Origin of the sequence: Paenibacillus sp. VTT E-133280, assembly GCF_002264385.1 — a bacterium.
GTDB classification, from domain to species: domain Bacteria; phylum Bacillota; class Bacilli; order Paenibacillales; family Paenibacillaceae; genus Paenibacillus_AQ; species Paenibacillus_AQ nitricinens.
Map to the genome: position 1 here is coordinate 45,069 of NZ_NFUX01000030.1, position 22,839 is coordinate 67,907.

The 22,839-nt window shown below is 43.1% G+C and carries 8 protein-coding genes; 2 read left to right on the forward strand and 6 right to left on the reverse strand.

Features of this window, described 5'->3' with window-relative positions:
- Positions 1-70 precede the first annotated feature (70 nt).
- From CA600_RS32105 to CA600_RS14800, 4 genes are all read right to left on the reverse strand, one after another.
- The gene (locus CA600_RS32105) at positions 71-6,442 is read right to left on the reverse strand and encodes a rhamnogalacturonan lyase family protein (protein WP_306440397.1); all 6,372 of its coding nucleotides are present in this window, start codon (positions 6,440-6,442) and stop codon (positions 71-73) included.
- Positions 6,443-6,676: 234 nt separating this feature from the next.
- Entirely contained in the window at positions 6,677-8,509 is a 1,833-nt protein-coding gene (locus tag CA600_RS14790; protein WP_094870951.1) for a UbiD family decarboxylase, read from the reverse strand.
- Between the two features lie 110 nt (positions 8,510-8,619).
- Entirely contained in the window at positions 8,620-9,141 is a 522-nt protein-coding gene (locus CA600_RS14795) for a serine O-acetyltransferase (protein ID WP_094870953.1), read from the reverse strand.
- A gap of 258 nt (positions 9,142-9,399) precedes the next feature.
- Positions 9,400-13,158, reverse strand: a complete 3,759-nt coding sequence (locus CA600_RS14800) for an alpha-L-arabinofuranosidase C-terminal domain-containing protein (RefSeq protein ID WP_094870955.1) — start codon at positions 13,156-13,158, stop codon at positions 9,400-9,402.
- Positions 13,159-13,415: 257 nt separating this feature from the next.
- Between CA600_RS14800 and CA600_RS14805 the strand changes: the two genes are divergently transcribed.
- Positions 13,416-14,000, forward strand: coding sequence for a GNAT family N-acetyltransferase (locus CA600_RS14805; protein WP_094870957.1), 585 nt, complete (start codon positions 13,416-13,418; stop codon positions 13,998-14,000).
- Positions 14,001-14,052: 52 nt separating this feature from the next.
- Here CA600_RS14805 and CA600_RS14810 read toward each other — a convergent pair whose 3' ends face one another.
- Positions 14,053-20,865 (reverse strand): S-layer homology domain-containing protein, encoded by a 6,813-nt coding sequence (locus tag CA600_RS14810; RefSeq protein ID WP_094870959.1) that lies wholly within the window; start codon positions 20,863-20,865, stop codon positions 14,053-14,055.
- 255 nt (positions 20,866-21,120) lie between these two features.
- On the opposite strand from CA600_RS14810, the gene CA600_RS14815 reads away from it, so the two are divergent.
- Positions 21,121-22,278: a HupE/UreJ family protein gene (locus CA600_RS14815; RefSeq protein WP_256989858.1), complete on the forward strand. Its 1,158-nt coding sequence runs from the start codon at positions 21,121-21,123 to the stop codon at positions 22,276-22,278.
- 89 nt (positions 22,279-22,367) lie between these two features.
- On the opposite strand, the gene CA600_RS14820 is transcribed toward CA600_RS14815, so the two are convergent.
- Positions 22,368-22,805 (reverse strand): MarR family winged helix-turn-helix transcriptional regulator, encoded by a 438-nt coding sequence (locus CA600_RS14820; RefSeq protein ID WP_094870961.1) that lies wholly within the window; start codon positions 22,803-22,805, stop codon positions 22,368-22,370.
- Positions 22,806-22,839: the final 34 nt, after the last annotated feature.

The following is a 22,839-nucleotide window of genomic DNA, read 5'->3' on the forward strand; positions in this document are numbered from 1 at the left end:
TCTTAGATAATCTCGAAAAAGCGCCTAGCCGGATATTACCGACGTAGGCGCATTTTTAACTATTGCTTAGTTATTTTACCGTGACTTTCATAATTGTACTTTCACTTACGCCTTGATTATTCATCAGTTCTACACGGTATTCATAAACACCTGGAGATCGATTCGTGATTGAAGTAGAAGCCATTTGGGCATTCGGAGTATTTGCTGTTAAAGTTTGTGTATCGATAAGCACTCCATTCTCATACAAGCGATACACTTTGCCGTTCATCCCCCACCATAGATTCATGGTCACTTTATACTCTCCATCACCATCCCAGTTGTCATTAGATAACACTGGCTTACCTGGTGCAGCATCCTTCACAATAACCATATGAGAAGTAGATACCGTTGTTCCAAATGAATTAGTTAGCTCAGCCGTGTAGGTGTAGGTACCGTTTTCTTTTCCAGTAACACTAGTCACTGCGGTCTGTGCGGTTGGGGAGTCATCGCGTAAGGTTTGCGTGTCTATTAAAGTACCGTTCTCATATAGCTTGTAGACCGTACCATTATTGCCCCACCACATGTTCATTGTGATTTTGTAATCACCATCCAAGAGTCCTGTATCCTGCCCATTGTTATTGGATAGGACCGGCTGCCCCGGAATTCCTGTAGCCTTTTGCGACCCATTTACGACTATAATTACTTGTTCTGTCGTCGAGAGTCCAGCATTATTCACAGCTGTTGCGATGAACATATGTGATCCCGTAAGTCCTGTTAGGGCAATCTCATCACCATAGGCAACTTCTTTTCCATCAAAGGTGATATCCAAACTACGAACACCCGATTCAGGATCTTCTGCTACGACCTGTATTTTCAAAACCTCCGATTCACTCATTTGAGTAGAAGGTAAACCCGTAATTGCAGGTGGTGTAGTATCTTCTGTTTCCCCCGGTGAACCAACATATTGAATTTTTGGCGCCGCAGGTTGTTCCATGCCTTCGCCAAGAAAGAATCCAGGATGCGGAGGTTGATTATAACCCACGTTCTGCCAAGCCACTCCCAGTCGGTAGATCGGATCATGCATCAAAGTTCGAATACGATAATCTGTCATATCCGTTGTTGTATAGATTCGTAATTCAGAACTGTCCGTTGCGCGCCAGATCACTTCTTCACGCCAATCCCCGAACAGATCCGCCTGTAAGCTTGGGTTCGCCTTAGTGCCATTATTAGAAGAAGCTCCAGTAGCCGTCAACAAATTAGCTGTTGTCTGGTTGGTGTAATCCCACTTATCCACTCGATTAGAATCCAGCAATTCCCGTAAAAGATCACCATCCCACCAAATGCCGAAATTCGTAGAGGAAGGCAGCTTATTCGTAATTAGCTCTCCCTGAGCACTGTATACGCCCGTAACAGGGATCTGCACTTCATTGGTGATCGTTGCAGCCCATACCTCTTCCCCAGCATAACGCGGGTCAATATCTGCTGACATTCCGCGTCCAGTATCAATTCCTGTGAACACACCCCATAAGGTTTCCCCTGTAGCTGCATCACGCATTTCAATACCATACTTGGAATCGGTATGCTCATGTACATCAAAGACCTCCAGCCCTGGTCTGGTTGGATCAAGATCTCCGAAATGGATCGCATCCCCATGACCAAGCTTTGTATTGTACAGCGGCAATCCATCATCATCAATGGCCATCGCGCCGAAGGTTATTTCGTCCTTACCGTCACCATCTACATCTCCTACTGAAAGATTATGGTTCCCTTGCCCTGCGTAATCGCCATACCCTTCTTCATTACTATCAAATCGCCATACCTTCTCTAGCTTACCTCCGCGATAGTTATACGCTGCAAGTACAGTTCTAGTGTAATAACCACGACTGAAAATCACGCTTGGCTGTTCACCATCTAAGTAAGCTACAGCTGCCAAAAAGCGGTCCACCCGATTACCATAGGCATCGCCCCAAGCGCCCACATCACCACGCGGCGGATCATAACTAACCGTATCCATTGCCCGGCCTGTTGCCCCTTCGAACACTGTTAAATACTCATTGCCGAGGAGCACATAACCCGAGCTGTTGCGATAGTCTGCACTAGCATCACCGATCAAAGTACCTTGACCATCAACCGTACCATCTGCTGTCTTCATCATAATCTCAGCACGCCCATCACTGTCCAAATCGTAAACCATGAACGGTGAATAATGCGCACCAGCACGAATATTAGGCCCTAAATTAATCCGCCATAAACGTGTGCCATCTAGCTTATAAGCATCCATATAGACTAGTCCTGTATAACCTGCCTGGGAGTTATCTTTGCTGTTCGAAGGCGACCATAACATGATGATTTCGTAGACCCCATCACCATCCACATCCCCTAGGCTTGCATCCCCTGCACTATACGTATAAGGCTGACCGTCTTTGGTGTAATCATCTGCTGGTTTTTGCAAGGGAACTGATAGGTACTGCTTCTGCCATACGCTGAATTCTTCTGAAACAGATTTTTCGATTCCATTGTATACCGATGTGATTCTATATTTGGCATCAGCTGTGCCGGAAGGATCGAGATAGTTCGTGCTTTGCGTAATCAACGAATCATTTAGCTTCTCTTCCCCGCGATACAGATTGAAACCGATCGATTCCGGGTCCAGACCTAACATCCGCCAGCTGATATAAATGCCCTCATCTGTCTTAACCGCTACAGGCGCACGATCCAGCGCCTCCATCTTCCGATATAGTGTTGTCACCGCTGAGGTTTCCAGCGTAGCGGAAAGATCAGAGATACCGCCTGCATTTACCGAGGCAACTTTGTAATAGTAAGGAATTGTACTTAGAATGGTGGTGTCTGTGTATGAAGCTTCGAATGATTTGCCGATTAGAATGAACTCACCATCCGCGGATTTCGCACGATAAATGTTGAACATCCTTGCATCCGATACCTCATTCCATGTAAAGGTCACATCATTTTTGTTCGTAGATTGTACTGCTAGACCACTAGGTACGGTTGCTTTTGCTACAGATGGATCAATCATAGATACCTTTAAGGCATTAGATGTTACGGATTCCAGTCCCGTGCTATCTACCGAAGTTACCGTATAGATGTATTCCATACCGATATCCGCAGTGGTATCTGTGTAAAGCGGCTCTGTTGTCTCGCCCAGCAGCTCTGCACTGTTCGCAACCGTTGCTTGACGATAAACTCGGTATCTCAGCGCACTATCCATACCATCCCAAGATAGATTAGCTGCGATAGGCTCATTGTTTAAGTCCAGACTACCTAGTTTCAGATTCGTTGGGGCTAATAATAGAGGTGTGATTTCAAGTCCATTGAGATGAGCCGTTGTGCCGCTAAAAACAAGATTCATCTGACCGTCTTTGACAGCGATCTGGTTATACAGCTTCTCAGCAATATTTTCCTTACCTGAGGAGACTGTTCCATAATCTTTGCCTTCAATCGCTACGTTCGTCTTGGTAGAACCAATCCAATCTCCGGTATAAGTCTTAACGGAATAATAACCATTCGGTAAATCCACTTTAAATTCATACGAGCCTCCAAAATAGATCACGAAATCTCTACGAAGTGCATCAGTCGCACTACCGCGATCTCGATCACTCATACCTTCACTTGAGGACAAGCCATAACCACGTTCTGCTGTATAAAGTACATTACGGTTCACTTCCGTATAACCGGCGGCAACGGGTGAGCCAACAGGTCCAAAATCATAACGATATTGTGCGGACTTCGTAGTCAGCTTAACTTCATCTGAAGGCTCAGACTCACCTAATCCGTTTACTGCAGTCACTCGAACGGAGTAGCTGTTACCTTCCGCCATTCCGCTTAATGTTAAAGCTGGAATAGTGGCAGTTCCCGCCAATACGTAAGCAGTTTCAGCTTCTGACGCCAGCTTACGATAGATTTTATAAATATCAGCGCCCTCTACATTATCCCATTTCAGTACTGCACCTGCATTACTGATACTTCCCGCTACAAGACCTTTTGGCTTGGCAGGCACTGTTTCTGGCTGCTTAATGTCCTCTACAAAACTGGAGAGCGGAATGTTTAATTGCTCTATTCCTTTGGCCAGCAGACGAGCCATTTGAATCGCTCCGTACTCTTGAAAGTGAGTATCGTCTGTCGACCCATTCGGGAAAGCACCATATATCCCTGCATCGAGGTGAAGGAACACCGATCGTGTAGCTGCAAAACCGATCGCGTTGTAATAAGCGACACTTAGCGCGCTAAGATCAACCAATTCCACATGCAGCTCATTCGCTACCTCTTTCATCGCCTGCACATATTCAGGGAAACTCACATTAAATTGTTCCGTGGCAGCATTATAATCTCTACGTCCCATCGGGGTCACCAGAATCGGAGTCGCTCCTCTTTGTCTGGCTCCCTCGACATACGTTTTTAAATAATTTTTATAATCTGCTGGAGAGGCATACCGATCAGGAACGCTGATCGTTGCGTCATTGTGACCAAATTGGATAAGGAAATAATCACCTGGCTGTATCTTTCGCAGTACTTCATCCAGCCGCCCCTCTACAATAAATGACTTAGAGCTGCGGCCTCCTATAGCGTGATTCTTAAACGTTACTTCCTCACTAAAGAAATCAGGAATCATTTGTCCCCAGCCAGCCTGTGGTATCCAGTAAGGATCATAAGTCTGCACAGTTGAATCACCCGCAATATAAACTGTAGGCAATTCATTAGCAGGACGGTCTGGCTGCTTAGTAATCACCAGTGCATTGATATTAGGCTTAGTGCCAGAGAACGCCAAGTTCATTTGTCCATCCACCAAAGCGATGTCAAAGCTCATTTCCAAATACTGACCTGATGTTTTGCTCGTCTGTTGAACTTTTTGAATGGATTCTACTTTGATGCCAATGTCCGTATCTCCGGCGCTATCTCCAGCGATAAGTGACACAGTATAGTCACCATTCGGTAAATCTACATTAAAGGCAGTATCCTTAGGGACCACCAAATCCGATCGTAAAGGATCAGAGGTTCCCCGGTCTACAGCAGTTACCTTTGATATATCCGTAAATCCATATTTAACCGCAGAGGAATAAGATACTCCCGCATCGACCTTAAGATAACCTTCCGCCGCAGCACCTGGGCCAAAATCAAAGGAATATACATTTCCTTCTGGCAATGTTACAGGTGGCGTGTATACCATACTTTCCACTTTGTTAGATAACTGGGATTGTCCTTGGCCATTAGCAGCTTTTACCCCAAAATATTGACGCTTAGAGGTATCTACTGCTACATCCGTAAATGTCGTCTTTTCCGACTGCCCAATCTCCTGGAAGGATCCATCTGCTGAATCAGATCTTAAGATTGTATAACGGGTAGCTCCCGCCACGTTGTTCCAACTTAGCTGAACAGAACTCGCACCTACGCTGACAATCGAAAGGCCCGTTGGTGCTGCCGGAACCTCTGCCTCCGGAATTTTATCTACTGTCACAGATGCACTCAAAGCAGACTCCTCACCGCTGCCTTTAACAGCAGACACATTATAGATGTAGCCACTGCCTTGATTTACGTCTGAATCCACATAGTTGGTCGCAGGAACTTGACCAATCGATTGAATAGCCCCGCTAGGAAGCTCTGTCCGATATATATTGTAATAGACTGCTTCTGTCACGCTGCTCCACCCGAGGGAGACCGCAGCGGGCGAGAGATTCGTAACCGCTAAGCTCTCAGGAGCCTGCAGCGGACCCGGCACGATTTGCTGAATCATAAGTCCATTTAAATACCCGCCAACCCCTGTACCCGTAATGCCAACGGTCAGTTGACCGTCATGGACAGCCGTGCGGTAGGTGGCTTGATTTACAGCCTGCTTGCTGCTTATTGAACCAGCCGTAACACCTTCTAAGGTAATCGTAGTTTTAGTTGTACTTGTGCCTGCCAATAAATCTCCTGAGAATACAGTCACATCGTAATCCCCATTAGGAAGATCCACTAGAAAGGCGTAAGACAATCCCAATACAAAATCATTAGTCAGTTCATCTCCGCCCGAGCGATTTCTTGAGGCAACCGCCTGATCTAGACCATATCCTAGCTCCTTCGTATACAGCTTAGATTCATGCACAGCTGTATAACTACTCATTACAGGACTTGTTGCCGTTCCAAAATCATATCGCAAAGTTATTGGACCTGAATCCGCACTGGCTGGTTGCACTCCAAAGGTTGTAGAGGGAAATAGAGATGAACAAATGAAGACCCACGACAATAACACAATAAGTATTTTATTCCCCATTTTATTTCTCTTCATCTTCCGTGCTTCACCCGCTTTCTTAGGATTGAAAGAACTTAGTACGCATCTGGCCCTGCCGTAGTAAACGCTTACAATAAGCTTCATTGTCATTCGTTCTTCAAATATAAGTTCTCTTCGTGCGCGTATCCCCTCCTCCTTGCTCAGACACTTTTCTGGATAATCATTTCCAGATGCACTCATATCCAACACGATACTACCACCTAAGTTTCACTATGAACATTTAAAAAACAGAGTTTATCGTACACTAAACCGTTCAATTCACTCGCCTCTAGTTATAAAATCCTACGATTTCGTGACAAGCTGGGACATAAAACCCAGAATACACCTATACATTTTTAATTTCATATGAGTAAAATCATTTCAAAAAACAGCAAAAAGACCCCTTGGTTTCCCAAGAAGGTCTTTGAGTTATGGTTAGATCTTACCGTTTAAGCTGCCACCCGGAGCAAATAATCGTTCGATATGCTTTTGAACGACTGGATCCGGAATTAATGGTGGCGCTTGATGAGGTTTTACACGCGCATCAATAATCACGTTATCACAGGACCAATGCTTATATTCCGTAGAACTATTCACACCATAAATATCATGAGAAGGATTGCTGCGTGTGAATGTCGCCCACAGGAAATTCTCAATTCTTTCACTTAAGAACTCACTATCATCACACACAATAATCATCGGACAAGATGGGAGTGCTCCCTGTTCTTGAATCGCTTTGCTAAGCTTGTTCATTTCCTGTGCTGCTTCAGGGTAAGTAGTGAATTTAGAGCCTTGAAGTGCCACGAGACCCGGCATCACCATACGCGCATGTTCAAATCCTTGTAGTTCTTGAAAAATGCCAGGAACCTCTGTACTTAGCTCTCTTTTCTTCTCCCCAACTGCAGCGAAAATCACCTTACTCCCGCTGTTTAATCCTGTGCCGGAATAATCAAGGGTATCAATCGTTGTATTCGTATAGAAATGAATATCTCTGCGAAGATTAATTCGCTCCAGAATATACGTCAAGAAATCTTTAACATCATGTGTACTAATAGGCTGTTGTTCTTCGGCTGTAATAAATAAAAACTTAGCTAAACTAAGCTGGCCTGTACCCAAAATCCGATTTGCAATGGTAAGAATCTCTGCTGGCTGCTTCACTTGCTGATAAGGCGTATAACGTTCACTGCCAATCGCAAATAAAAGGGGATGAACTCCCGCAGCATCAACGGCGTGAACTTCTTTGACACCCGGGATTTCTTGTCGAATAGCTCCGCCCGTCAACTCGTGAATTAACTCACCAAAAGCGGTATCCTCTTGTGGTGGTCTGCCGACAACCGTAAATGGAAAGATGGCATTCTTTTTAGCGTACACTTTATGTACTTTCATAACTGGAAAAGGATGAACTAAGCTGTAATATCCTAAATGATCACCAAAAGGCCCTTCCGGCTTCGTCTCACCAGGATGAATTTCCCCTGTGATCACAAAATCTGCATCATTACTAATGCAATATCCATCTACATAGCTATAGCTAAAATGACGTCCCGAAAGTAAACCTGCAACGATCATCTCACTCATTCCCTCTGGCAAAGGCATTACAGCCGATAACGTATGCGCTGGAGGTCCGCCGATGAAGCAGCTCACTTTAAGGGGTTCTCCCTTTCGATTGGCTCTTTCTTGGTGAACGCCGATACCGCGATGAATCTGATAATGAATACCAACCTCTTTATTGAGTTCATAATCATTGCCATTCAACTGAACGCGGTACATGCCCAGATTGGAATTCATAATGCCTGGCTTGTCTGGATCTTCGGAATACACTTGCGGCAATGTGACAAAAGCGCCACCATCCTCTGGCCAATGTGTGATCAGCGGAAGATCAGAAATACTGATTTCCTGAAAACCACTTGGCAGACCCCCTGGCTTTTTGATAGGCAATGCTTTTCTCGCGGATAGTCCTGTCCCTACATATTTAAAAGGATTTTTGAGTGCTTTCATAGGATCGTTACGAAGTGCAATTACGTTATGTGTGGAGTTCCAGGTACGCCGAAAGATAAACTTACTGCGCTCAATCGTTCCAAAAAGGTTAGACACCGCACGAAACTTCGAGCCTTTTACATTTTCAAATAATAATGCAGGCCCACCGGCTTCATAAACCTTCAAGTGAATTGCGGCCATCTCCAGATAGGGATCCACTTCTTCACGAATACGAACCAAATGTCCATGTTTCTCTAAATCATTCACACACTCTTCTAAATTGCTATATTTCATTTCATTACTCCGATCTCTAGAAGGTTATTACAAGATTTCTTGGATGCTTTAATTATACCCTGGAACTTATTAAAATAAAGCGATACCCTATGTACTAGAACATCCCGCCGTTATCTTGTATGCTCAGGTTTAGGTTCATCTCGCAAAATATTTCTGGCAGGAATCCCTACGGCCGAAGCATTATCCGGCACATCCTTAACCACAACTGACATCGCTCCGATATTAACATCATTCCCCAGCGTAATCGGGCCAAGTATCTTAGAACCTACTCCGATAAATGCTCTATCACCAATCACAGGTTCCCCTAAGTTATTTCTCCCCCCAATGGTCACTTGGTGAAAAATAGTAGCGTTGTTGCCAATCACCGCTTTAGGACTAATGATAATGCCATTTAACCCATGCGGTAAATGAAGCGCATCACCAATTTGCGCTTCTGCATGAAGCTCTCCACTGGCAACAATTCGAACAAACAGCACATCCATTATTCGGTATAGGAGCCACAAAGGTTTGCGGATCAGGCCACTTTTCACCCGATAATACACCCAATTTCCAAAACGATAAGTAAACAAAGCCATAATCGTTTGTGGATTTTTTAGATTTGCCTTCCAGTCCATTTTGAATGATTTCATCATTGTATCATCCTCCTATAGGGGCAAGATATGAACTATATTCTCGTGAAATGAAAGCAGCTATGAGGTGAAAATTAACTGGGAGGTTCGCAGGATGAAGAGTCATTCGGGTGATTGTGCTTTCACCAGTGTAAGTTAGATTCAGAGATTCATCAAGAAGTGGACAGTTCTCCCTATATAAACATCAACCGATTACAAGCCTTCCTAAACAACAACACGCGCCGAGGTGATATCGGCGCGCGCTGAATGCTATCTATTCTATTAAATAAGGTCCAGAACAATCACGTTCACAGAATGGGCAGCTAGATTTACAATTGCAGTGTCTTTATTAAACATGATTTCTGTTTCAACCGGAGTAACCTTCTCATCATTTTTTCTGTTCACATTAGGGGTGTGAATCAGCGAAGCATCGCCCGTTAAAGTAATCCATTTACCGGTAGTAGCTACGTTTAAGCCTTTCAATTCAAGCTTCGTTGCTTTCTCTACACGATCCGCATTCACAAGCTTCATATAGAGATGCTTATCATCTTTAGTAACGGAATTGTATACTTCTCTGTTATACGCTTCGAGCTTATAATCAAGCACTTTACTTGTTGTCTTGCCATCTGTGTAAGAGCAAATCAAATGCTTGCCATCTGCTCCACCATAATTAACAGTGATGGTATATACCGTATGATCCGCCAGCTCTTCATAGCAACTAGCTCTCAGGTTACCTGCTGCTGTACTAGAGGAATAATCGCCGAGCGTATAAGCCTCAATCCCTTGCTTGTACACCTTGACTCCTGTGGCATCGCCATTATAACCAATCGCATATTCGATAACATCTTTATTTTCTGGTGAAATGTCTGTCAGACCTGCACCTACATAGAAGCCATCTTCGCCGGAAGCTCTTTCAAGAACAACCTCTACTTTATAATTAGTCCACGTGTCATTGAGGATATACAATCCATTCAGCCCGCTGTTCTGTGCCTTCAAGACTAGACCTTTGGAAGGATCAATCGTATATCCGGCAGAGCCAGGAATAACTTTCCAAGCTTCATGCAGCGGTTGTGTAAAATCTTGTTCAAACATAACGCTTCCATCCGTATTCGAAGTAACCTCCAACCGCTTCACAACCACTGATGCTTTTCCGGCAGCCACTTCAATTCCTCCGTGAGGAATGAGGTCTACCTTTTCCCCGTTGCGATAGGTCGAGAACGATGTGCCAACCACTTTGGTGCCGAGATATTTAGCGTACAGCTGTTGAACATAGTAGTTCGGCGTGTACCATACAGTTTCATCATCAAACCAAATGCAATCTGGTGTCCATCTGTAGGTGCCATCTGTTAATACCTTATTGAACAAAGGTGCCGTTGCAGCTAGTCTAATCACATCAGCGTTATTCTCGAAGCTGGACATGATCGCCGCCTCAGCAATCGCTCCTGCCAATGTATTTTTATCTGTCGAAGCATATTCACCCACAAAAACCTTCGAAGTTTCAGCCTCGTCCAAACTGCCGTCTTCTTTATAAGCTCTGTAATAATAATTGTAGCGATCCGCATTCTCTAACAAATACTCGTTGGAACGGTAGTAATGCTCGTCCGCAATGGTATCCATGTAGTTCTTTTGTTTCTCATACCAGGTAACCGTCTCTTCAATACTTGATGTTCCATCCGTGAAGCTGATCTGTTCCGAGCCCTGTAGATTTCCGCTTAGGAATTTCCAGCCTTGTTGATAGGCATCATCATCTGCTTGTGCGCCAACCGTAGAAAGAATGGTCAGTTCATGATCAGGGTAGTTCTTCACCATATATTCATCAATTGTTATTTTAAAATATTCGAAGTTAGCAAAAAACTCTGTTCCCCAGTTTTCATTCCCCACACCCAAGTAACGCAGGTCAAACGCTGCTTCATGGCCCATCTTTTTACGCAAAGCGGCCCACTCGTTATTGTCAAAATCCATGCTTATCGCAAAATCAATCAGATCCGTAAAGTTCTTCACATAATAGTCTCTTAATGCACCACCAGCAGGATTCGCATAATCCGAACGTGCTTGACAGAGTACCCCGCAGGCCATAACAGGAAGTGGTGTTGCATTCAAATCCTCGGCCAATTGGAAATACTCCATATAGCCAAGCCCCATCGTCATCATGTAGCCCCATACATTATAGTTCTCTTTGCGAAGCTCAATGTCGTTGACGGATTCTTTCCAATCGTACACATTCTCCCAAATATGAGACCCTTCAGAAATACAGCCTCCAGGGAAACGCAAGAACGTCGGATGAAGATCAACGAGTGCATTCACTAAGTCTTTTCTAAGTCTATAGTTCGGATTCCCTTTATAGTTCGCATGAGCTGTAGCAGAACGTTCTTCTTCCCCAGCGCCCCAAACCTCTTCCGGCATTAAGGAGACCATATCAATGGAAATCTCACCGTTAAAGGTTAACGCCAGCTGACCGAGTACAGTTTCAGATCCTGTTAATACAAGCTTAGAAGCCACGCCATATTTCTTCCAGTTACCGTCATCGTTCACCTCAACCACCGCCGTATCGCTAATGGCTTTACCGTCTTTGTCGAGCAATTGCAGGGTGATTGTTCCCGCTGCCTCTGCCTTCGCCCAAATGGTGAAGTTATACTTAGCATCCTTCTGAATAAACATGGAGCAGTGCTGATTGGAATCCGCAAAGCCTCTATTCTTAATCGTCGCGCCATCTGCCACTGTCACATAATGAGCATTCATATCTTTATCTTCGATTCCGAAGAAATCATTTAATCCGCCTGTATGATGAACCGTCATTTTATCCGTGTCACCAGACCATGCATGCAAAGGTGTATAATTTCTTCCCGTTGAAGTCCCATGTACCCCACATACATGTGAATAGCTGTCAAAAGCAAATGACTCAAAGGAACGATTCTGCACTAGCTCTGCATAAATCCCACCGTCTGCTGCATTATTAATATCCTCATAGAAAAGGCCATATAGAACATCGCTAACATCCAAAATCTCAAGGTTCCCATCGATCGTTAAAGTGTAAGGTGGCAACCCTTCTGGGAGCACAGACACATTGAAGCTCTTTTCTACTACACTGTCACCTTTTTTCAAAAGCGCGGTAAGCGTTACACCTTGCGCAGATTGGACTGTTTTATTCAGAATGCCCTCATTAGAAAGGATTGCTGAATCGCTGGACACCCAAGACACGTTAACTTTTCCGCCCATGAGCGTAGAGGGCAATTCGATATCTTTGGTGATGATGGAGCTAGTGAAGGTTAAATATTTATCTTTTGCAAGCTTAACGATATCTTCATCAGTCAACGATTCACACATAATCTCAATCACTTCGTCCTGCGTTAAACCCGCTTTATATACACGGAAGTCCGCTAGAGAGCCTCCGAAATCCACATCTGCAGTGTACTGAGACCTTCCGATCGTATTGTTACTATAATTTCCTTGGTCCTCAAATGTAGCAAACCATGTGCGCAGCTTAGCATATGTACCGCTGGAAGTCTGACTGATCATTCCGTCCGCAACGACCTCACCATTTATATACACCACAGGTCCTGCACTGCTTAGTGTTCCACCTTTTGTTCCAGTGACCGCAAAAGCGACATGTACCCATTCACCAGCAGTAAAGGATTTTCCAGGATCTGCGACTAAATCTTCCCCTGCAAAACAAGTTCCCCGGAAATTTCGTGTTAAAAAAATATAAGGACCCGTCTCGCCTTTGCCGAAATCAAAAAGTCTTTCCCATAAGCTCCCACCACTACTTACATGCATCCAAGTCGATACAGTAAGGCCAGTTTCGTCGCTGACCTCTTTAAGAAGATCATCCGGCAAAGAAATATAGGATGTGCCATGTTCTCCACCCGCTAGTGAAACAGCACTTCTACCCGCTACCGTCTGAATGGAGGGCAGCTTAGTCCCTGAAGCGGTTCCATCGTTCCCATTCCCTGAGTAATCTTGACCTACATGATCGGGGTTATCAAACTTATAATACGCTATCAAATTACTATTAATAGATTTGTTACTGTTGTCATTGTTCATAGAAGATCACCTGTCATCTTTTGTATTAGAAATCATAAAATCCTAACCAATCTACTGATTACTACGACAAAACCGTTCCAACCGTGAATCATTTAACCTTTATACGAAACATAATAACACACTTTATAATCAATTAATATATTAACTAATTAATATTTTTATGAAATAAAAGAAAACTTTTTTATAATTAAAATTTACCAAATAGACCCTTTTATTCATGATAAAATGAATTAGAATGCATGAAGGAGAGATGAAATATGAATACCCATGTAGGTTATGAATCAACAAAACGCGATTTATTTACCATTGAATGTAAAGATATCCTGTTACGAGAGTTTAGCTTGGAGGATTTAGATGAGTTTCATGCACTTACCACGCAGCCTGAAATCATAGAATTTCTGCCCGACTGGAATGTCCCTAAAGAGCAACGGCTAGATTGGTTAATAAACTATGAAATAAAAGAAAACCAACAGTTTCTGCAAGCAGTCTCAGCGGATGGAAATATCGGGGAGCTTCGTCTTCGCTTAGGCATTATTTTAAAAGAGACGAATGAGTTTATCGGTTGGTGTTGTACAGGTATGAAGGATGAATTACCCGCTCCGAACAGAGAGATTATGTATGCCATATCCAAGGATCATCGCGGCAAAGGGTATACTACACAAGCTGCCAAGGGACTGATTAAGTTTTTATTTGAGCACACATCTACCGATGTATTAAACGCTATTGCTCTGGTACATAATACACCCTCAATTAGAGTCATACAAAAATGTGACTTTGACTTAATTAATGAAATTACGATTGAAAATGAAAGCTATAATTATTACCAGCTTTCTAAGCGGTAATGGAACAAGAAAGAGCTGCCTGAATAATCTCAGGCAGCTCTTTCTTGTTCCATTAGTTCATAAATTTAATCAATTGTAGTGATTGCTTGAGAATCTTAACCGCTTGCGCACGAGTAGCCAACGCTTTAGGAGCGAAGGTCGTCTCTGTCATCCCATTCATAACCTGACTAGCTAATAATTCGGAGACCGATTCCTTAGCCCAGCTTCCAATGGCACTATTATCCTTGTAAGAAGCTAATAGAGTGTTCTGATTCGTCGCAACAGATGAAGTATAACCTGCATAGGTCAGTGCACGAAGCGTCATCACTGCCATTTCTTCCCGGCTAATCGGTGCTAATGGGTGGAAGCTGTTATCTTCAAGGCCATTTACAATCTTCGCATCTGTTGCCGCGGCTACAGCGCCATAGAACCAATCACTCGCCTTCACATCCTTGAACTTCACCGTTGTCCCTTGAGCATCCAGCCCAAGTGACCGTACTAGTAAAGCTGCGAACTCCGCTCTTGTAATTTGCTGTTCAGGTGCAAAATGTGTAGAAGTTTCACCCTTAACAATTAATTTAGAAGCAAGAAGCTCGATATCGCTCTGCGCCCAATGTCCTTTAATATCATTAAACGTAACATCAGAGTGAATGACTGTGTAGATGCTGTTTCCATTTCGTTTCATGTCTGCCAAAGTTTTGTTGCCTATCACTGTAAAGAAAGTAGGCACGAATACAAGCTCTCCACTTGCTTCGTCAAAACGGACTCCGGTACTAATTCGTGGATCAAGTGCTGTATCCAGCGCTATCCCTCTGGACACATAAGTCGTACCAAAATTATTAATCTTAACCGTCTTTCCATTGCCTTCAGCAGTGATTTCAAACTTAAATGCTGGACTTAGCAAGCTGCCACTCTTTTGGTTGGCTGCTTGATTAATAAGTCCGGTTTGTTGCTCATCCACTTTAGAAATCATTATAGTGATGTTGATATCTTTAATATCCACACCCAGACTTCTTAATAGCTCTGCCGTAGGAATCACACTTGAAGGAAGATTATAGAAGAACTGACTGCTCTCAATCTTCAGACTGGAGTTCAATCTAGAACCATCCGTTGGTGCAAACGCCTGTAATGGCAGTTCGATTTTAATAGGATTCGTGGAAAGCTCCATTCCTAGAACCGCTTGCATATGCGCTTGAAGTGCTTTGGTAAGTGCATTGGCATCGACAGATACTTTATCGTATGTCACACCATCCTTACCCACTTCAGTTATCGTTGCAATCTTAACGTTATCCAACTGTGCCGCATGATCTGTAGGTACTGATGTTGCTGTTGGTTTTGCAGTTGGCGTTGGTGATGGTGTCCATACCGATACTGGTGACGTCGGATCTGGAGACGGTGTCACTACTGGTGTTCCTGTTGGTTCTACCGTCGGTGTCGGTGTCGGCGTCGGCGTTGCTGTCGGCGTCGGCGTTGGCGTCGGCGTCGGCGTTGCTGTCGGCGTTGGCGTCGGCGTTGGCGTCGGCGTTGCTGTCGGCGTTGGCGTTGCTGTCGGCGCTGGCGTCACAACTGGTGTTTCCGTTGGCGCTGGCGATACTGTTGCCGTAGGTATTGGTTCATCGGTACCTTTAGCCAGTTCCTTCGTATTCCGCACACGGATGCGAGTTCCTTCCGTATTCTTGCCGGTAACTCCCACAGCTACCAATGTATCGCCGATAGCCAATACCGGAACAGGACCACTCTGTTTTACGATATACCCATCGGCAAAGACCAGAATTGGACCCGAGCCATCATCAATAACATAGGAGTTCTCATCGAATTGTGAACGAACCTTCCCCGTCACTTTTACTAACAGCCCTTGGTTACTATCCAAACTAGCCTGAGCTGTAGTTAATGTAAGTGATTGTATCGGATCCGTATGTCCTGTTTTAATTACGTCCATCGCGAACGAATCAAATTCAAGTTCATAGTTGTTCTCGAATAGCTTCGTTTTTCCGTAAATTCGTACGGTATCCCCTTCAACCAAACTTTTCTCAGGAACTTCTTTAAAGGCCATAATCCCGCCAGAAGCATCCTGAACATAGAAAGCATCGAAGAAGATGTCCGAGCCCGTAACGACTGTTCCCTCAACTACTCCAGCTGTTCCTTCTGGTTGTGTTTTAAGACTAGCGATCGTGTCGATCTTCGTTTCTCTGTGAGCCAGCCAATTGATAGAATTCAATCCAAGCTCATTGTTGCCCTTAGAATTATAAGATTCATCCAGCTGCTTATCATTCACAAAGTTCATACCGGAGACAATAATACGTCCCTTTTCTACTTCTTCTGAAGCTATTGCAGGAATTGCAGAGCCACCAACACCGTCATCGACGATATCATAAACGTATCCGCCGGCAGCGATCTTATCTTGAAACGTCGTTTCATTTCCTGAAACAAGGACGGTAACTTTATCCGTATCTGTTAGTGCTTGATGTCCGACTTTTTCCAAGCTGGCCCCACTGTAATACTCAACGGTCAATGCCCGGTCTGTAATATAGTTTTTCACTAATCCTGGATGTAATCTAACCGTATACGTGTTCGTTCCTATAGGTTGAGACCAGAAGTTACCCTCAGGACTTGTGTCAAAAATACCGTCATTACTCACCTGGATCGTAGATCCTATCTTCTGTAATAGCTCATTACTAATCGTAGGCTTTGAGCTACCATTATTACTCTTCTCTGTTAAGAACAATGAACCTCCGCGCGCTACAAAATCTTTTATCGCCGTGCTTTCAGCATCAGTCACAGCGGCCGAAGGATGTGTAAACATTAGTACACTTACATCGGTCAATGTTGCATCTGTGATAGCTCCGGTGTTCTCTACGACAGTGTATCCTTCCTGCCGAAGCTGTGTGGTGAAACTTTTCAGATTGTCTTTATACGTACTTCCATCGGTCGATGTATTCTCATTTTTATGCGAGGCATCGATCAATACTTTAATTCCCAAGGAAGCCTTGATAGTCACTTCCAATTCGAACTGATTATCATCGGGTGAATCGCCAGGCGGCGCATCTACAACTGCAATTAATTTATGATTGCCTTGAACTGGATTGGACCATAACACTTGCGCCGTTGCCGTACCTTTTGATAATACGGAAGGAACTACAACTTCATTAATCAAATGAGCCGAGTCCACAACATCATAATAGAAGTGAACTTTAAGATTACTTAGATCCTGTGATCCAAGGTTAGTTAATCCCGCTTCCAAGGTAGTCGGACTACCGGAAACCAAGCTGTTGCCTACAATATTAATACCGCTAATCTTAATATCTGTAGTTACATCTTGTGACCAAATTGGTGCGGAATATGTTTGCTCACCATCCATTTGTGTTACCTTAACCACGAACCATTGCTGACCGCCCGTTACTTCAACAGAAGGACTCCAAGTGAAGTCTTTGGTCATTGGTGATACTGTTTTAATAATCTTATTGCCATTAGTGATCAACTCTACCTTAGCCACTCGATCATCAGACTTATAGGAACTGCTAAGATAGCTATATTCAGGTTTACTCTTATCTTCTGCAACATCATCTTTTCCTGCGATGGAGAAGTTAAGGGTATTGCCCTTTACGGTTGCTCCCATGTAACTGCCATTCGCAAGAACATCTAATGTAAAGTTTGGATCTTCACTCATGTACACGCGCATATTGCGCATCGATTGCAGCAAAGATTCCTGCGACAAATCATCGGATACGATGACTGTTCTCGCATTGGTCTGTCCCCATGTACCATCATGATTATCTTCACCATAAGTTGGGGCTACATGCCATCCCAAATCCAGCGCTTTGAAGTATTTACTTTCTGCATTCGCATAACCATAATGACCTGATCCATTACCCACCTCAAACATGGTGAACAATTTATCAACATTTTTGTCATAAGGTGCGAAATTATTAAAAGCGTTCGCTGACATATCGGGATGATTGAACTGGGCCACGATATCGTCATACGTCAATACCCATGCATAATACTTACTCAAATCTTGGTATTGACCTGAGTTTTGTTTACGATCAATAAAATTGTCGGTTCCAAACACATTGGAGTGACCCCAAGTAGTTGAAGTCATTTCAAACGCTGGGAATACAACAAAGCTATCATTTTTAGTGTATTGCTTCGCTAGATCCTTCGTTAATTTCCAGTCTTCTCCCCCCGTACGTTCCGGTTGACCTTTATGATCTACGGTATCCGAGCCTACCATCGCTGCATCAATATCATGCGAATGGTCTGAAAAAGCGAAGAAATCATAGTTATGTGCTTCGGCTGCCTTCAAAGCATCTTCTGGGGTACCCGCAGCATCATGTGAAATATTGGTGTGGTTATGAGTCGTTCCACGGTAGTGATTACCGCCTGTAAAAATAGGTGTAATGGTAAAAGTCCATTTATACGTTCCGGCATTATGCTTGTTATCACTAACATTCACGATAACCGTATGATCACTAATCGCAAGTTCGGAACTATTAGTAATATTAATGGTATCTCCGTTAATGCTAGCTGGAACAGTCTTTCCATCCAGCTTGACGACTAAAGAGGATGCATCCAAACCGCTTGGCTCATCATATTTCACAGAAATGGCTGGCTGTCTATCTTCGATCTTCGTACCTGACATTGGAGTCTCTTCGAAAAACTCAGGTGCAAATGTATCCTCAACTACAGAAACCTTAAAGGGTGCATCCGGTGTACCCGACTGCTTAGTGACTTCACCCATCTTAGCTTCTACGTAATACTCAAAACTATTACCTGAAGCAACAAAGCTAGAATTCAAATGTGCTGTGTAGCTGCTGCCATCAGTAGTATTCATAGGTAATGATGCATATACCCCACCCATGGTTCTGTAGTGAATAATTACAGAATCAGCATTTTTAGCTTTAGCGGCAAATTGAATATCTGCATTCGTATAAGCCTGTGTAATCGCTTGATGTGTAAGTGCAAGCTCTTTAACTTCTTTCACATCATCGGTGGATCTAGGAAATACCTGATACCCACTCTTAAAAGTAGTACCTGACACATACTGACTGAATATCCCGGTAAATGTGTAGGTTAAATCCTTCTCCAGTTTGGTCGGAACATCAATTCCACTAGCTGTAGTAACACGAACCGTAATCGTTTTGTTCGTTACTGTCTCAGCAACGGTAATGTTATACCCATTACCAGCCATCGCTGGAATGTTAGTGATTTTACCTGTGAATTGAACTAATGTTCCTTCCAGTGGTTCTGCCTTTGTGTAGTTGATTAAATCTAACAAAGTAGATTCTGTAGGAATAGGAAGCGCGGCTTTTCCATTCTTTACAACTTTCGTAGGGGTTATTTCTGTTAAGCCATTATAAAATTGAATCGCACCTGTGACTGTAACTAAATCACCTTGTGTTACTGTAACACCCGTTGGAAGGGTTCCAAAGACCGCGATTCCTCCTGTAGCATCTTGCATATAGAATGTATTGCTTGCAGTCAATTCATTATTACCAATGACTACACCTTGAATCGTAAACACTTGATTAATTTTATCCGATTTACCGTTGCTATCATTCGTGTGTATCGTACTGATCGGTGTAATAACCGATGTGTCTTCTTTAGTAACTACAGTTCGAGGACCCTCCAAATTTCTACCATTAGAGTTGACGGTCAACTGTGCTACATAAACATCATCCGTACCACCTGTGAAAGTAAAGGTGAACGATCCATCTGCTCCAGCAACAACATAGTCTTTTCCATCTGTTGTATTGGAGTTACGGCTTCCAGTTGTGGAGCTATTGTAGCTGTAGATTGTTGAATTAGGAACAGCAGCACCTGCAGCTCCTACAATTCTACCTCCGCCTTGGGAATCAAGATAATAGTTAAGCTTGTCCGGATTAAGAGCTGCACTAGGCACAGCCAAACGAATAACTACAGGACTACTTGCACTTTTATCCAGATCTTTAGCCGTTAGGTAAACTTGTGTACTGCCGCCAATATTATCAAAGGTTAAATTGTTAAATGCCCCTGACGCATCTGCATAAACAGCATTCGTAACCACAACTGAACCTGTACTTGGATCATTTAGATACAAGGATACATATGTATCTGCTGTAACAGACGCAATATTTCCTGTGACCGTACCTACTGTACCTTCATTAGTGAATTGAATGTTCTGTCCAAGCGGTTGTGAGCTTTTGGTAATCACAATAGCTGGTGTAGCAGAGTTTCTTGGAGCTAGAACGGGGCCCACAACGAAATCCGTACTGTTGTTATCAGTATCTAGTCCAGCACCTTTACCTGGTCCAGTATTACTTCCATCCTCTGATTTCCGTTGTGCACTGGTTGAATTGCTTAGGGCAGATAATTTCGTTCCTTCTGACTCGTTGGCACCACCGAAGCCCAGAAAGTCAACCACACTAGAATCTGAAACGCCAGAAATGGCAGCCTGTATGCTTGTGAGTGCAACCTTACCATCAGTTCCTGATAAATTTATATTTCCAATCACATCTGCTGGAACAGGAAGATCTGCCGGAGCATTAGCTCCCTTGGCACCCTGTATCAGTAAGAATCCATGTGATTTAATCATTTTACCTGTGAGTGGTGTCATACTTACGGTTCCTGAGGTAGCAGCCGTAAATACTCCCGCCTTTGCAGCATACTGAACAGCATAATCATTCAAATCTACATCATAGTCAGTCGGGTTATAGAGCTCTATAAAATCATAGGAATATGGAGCTCCATTATTCCCTCCCCCACCAAATACTTGGCTGATTACTACATGCGCAGAAGCAGCTCCTGCAGCCTTAGGCAATAGCAAGCCTTGCGGAATCATAGACAAGAACAGCAATACAGCTAATGCTAAACTTGTCCGTTTTTTCACTTTCTCAAACTTCAAACTCATGAACAAAATTCCTCCTCGTGTTACTAATCAGTTAGACTTTCATCATAAACCTCCTTTGTAAACGAGTTGTTTTCGTTTTATTTCGTTTTGTAAATTTTAATTAAAAAATAATTAGAATTTTTAATTTTCATTAAATAATTCGCTAAAAAACTCCCCCATATTATCTTTTCATTTAACACTCCAATGACAATTTAAGATTATGATCAACTGTAATAACATCATTAAATACATATTTATCTTCAAGGGGGAACAACTTTGTCAGCTCATAAGAATCGCTCCAATCTATTAAAATCATCAATCTTTATTGTAATTTTCCTTATTTCCATGACTTTTTCTCAACTAACGGCTTCCGCACATCCACTTAGTGCCAGTTATACCACCGTTACTTTTGATAAGGACAAGACCGATTTTTCATTTTCATTGGACGTCATTTCGATTATTGAAAGCATGGATAATGTGGATATAAACGGAAATGGGATATTGGAAGAGAATGAGATTGAGAGTAATAAGCATCGTTTAGAAGAATGGATCGAAGATAGCGTCATCTTGGAAATGAATGATCAACAGCAAGCTCCGGAGCTTCAAGACTTATTCCTTGATAAAAAAGGGGATAAAGAGGTTCTTACATGGAATTTTACTTATCCTGCTTTTGAGCCTGGACAAACCATCGCAATCAACGACGGCCTATATTCACAAGCTACAAGTTCTCCGTATGTCAATTTAATTACTGCACATAACGGAAATCAGACTAGCGAAACCGTAATGCAAGGAAAAGACCGGACGTGGAGCATGCTGCTAACAGAGGATCAACAGGAGCAGCAATTATCATCATCCACCAATTCGTCCTCATCAGGTAGTTCTGGGTCCTCATCCGATTGGTTTTCTTTTTTCAAACTGGGAATGAACCATATTCTTACGGGTTATGATCACTTGTTATTCTTATTCGCTCTACTATTAAGAAAACAAACGCTCAAACAATATGCTGCAATTATCACAGCATTCACTTTAGCACACAGCATTACGTTAACACTCGCAGTTCTGGGCTGGATTTCCTTACCTTCACGAGTTGTTGAATCTGTCATTGCACTCAGTATTTGTTATGTAGCGCTTGAGAATATTTTCCGTAAAAAAATCCGTTTCCGCGCGCTCATAACTTTCCTGTTCGGACTCATTCATGGCATTGGCTTTGCGGATATTCTTCAAGAAATGAACTTGCCAAAAGCACATTTAGCTGTGGATCTGGTGAGCTTTAATGTAGGCATTGAATTCATCCAATTATGTATTGTGATTGTTTTGCTTCCGGTGCTTATTTTTCTCCAAAAAAGAAATTTCTACAAACCGGTTATCGCTTATGGTTCGTGGTTAATTACTGCACTTGGCGCCTTTTGGCTAGTGGAGAGATTGTTCTTTTAGAATAAGTCCTTTAGTCTTATGCAAAAAACCTCTGCATGGGAAATGGAGATACGATCCATTCACCTAAACAGAGGTTTTTTTGAGCTGATTCATGATTGCCGCTTCAAGCGAAGCATTTGCTCTAGAAGCTGTTCCACATCTTTTTCCGGGAATGCCGTCATTAGCGTGTCTTTAAAGGTTTCTTGTGCACGGATGAGCTTGGCCTCACCAATGGAGGTTAAGGAGGTATAAATACTTCTGCGATCACTATCGCATGCTCTTCTCTCTAAAGCTCCACAGCCCTTAGCTTCAAACCGGCTAACTAGTCGTGAAACGGCACTTTGGCTTAAACCAACCATAGATTCGAGCTTCTGCAATTTCAGTTTTTTCTCTGGGGCTTCCGACAAGAATAATAACAAATAGAACTCTTTTAAAGATAAGCCATGATTCGCTTGCAAATTAACTTCTAATTCATTCGTCACATTCATTTGTATGTGGGTTAACGTCAACCAATTCGCGATAAGGTCATTGTTAAGAATTTTGTCCATCTATCTCTTCATCTCCTGAGCATATGACTATTCA